The sequence below is a fragment of the Streptomyces sp. NPDC058086 genome, assembly GCF_042885015.1.
In the GTDB taxonomy this organism is placed as follows: Bacteria; Actinomycetota; Actinomycetes; order Streptomycetales; family Streptomycetaceae; genus Streptomyces.
In genome coordinates, this window is sequence record NZ_JBHVST010000278.1 from 1,345 (window position 1) to 1,783 (window position 439).

Consider the following 439-nt stretch of genomic DNA (forward strand, 5'->3'; position numbering starts at 1 on the left):
GGATGCGCATCCAGGTGAGCAGGAGGTCCAGGGCGAGCAGGACGCAGATGCCCGCGTCGATGCCGATCGGGAAGACCAGGGAGAACGTCCCGAAGCCCTTGTCCTCCGCGAGCTCGCGCACGGCGGCGTAGGAACCCGCGAAACCGATCGCGGCGATGACCACCGCACCGGCGATGACGACCCCGATGAGTATGCGGTGCGTGCGTGTCAGCTGCATCGCGGCCACGCGAGAGCCTCCTGGTGGAGCGGGCTGTCGAAGGGTTCGCTGAAGGAGGAGCTAGCACCCCTGCCGGGTGACCTCGGCACGGCAGGGGCGCTCGTGCGTGGACTCACTCCTGGGTCAGGAGCTTGGCGAGGGTGTGTCGGTCCTCGACGGTCATGTGCTCGCGGACCAGCTTGTTCAGTGCGTGCGGGCTGTGCCAGGGAAGATGCCTCGAGG

At 67.9% G+C, this 439-nt stretch carries 1 pseudogene; it reads right to left on the reverse strand.

Features of this window, described 5'->3' with window-relative positions:
* Positions 1-226 (reverse strand): annotated as a pseudogene (locus ACFVWD_RS58215) (DUF2637 domain-containing protein); the annotation flags it as partial.
* Positions 227-439: the final 213 nt, after the last annotated feature.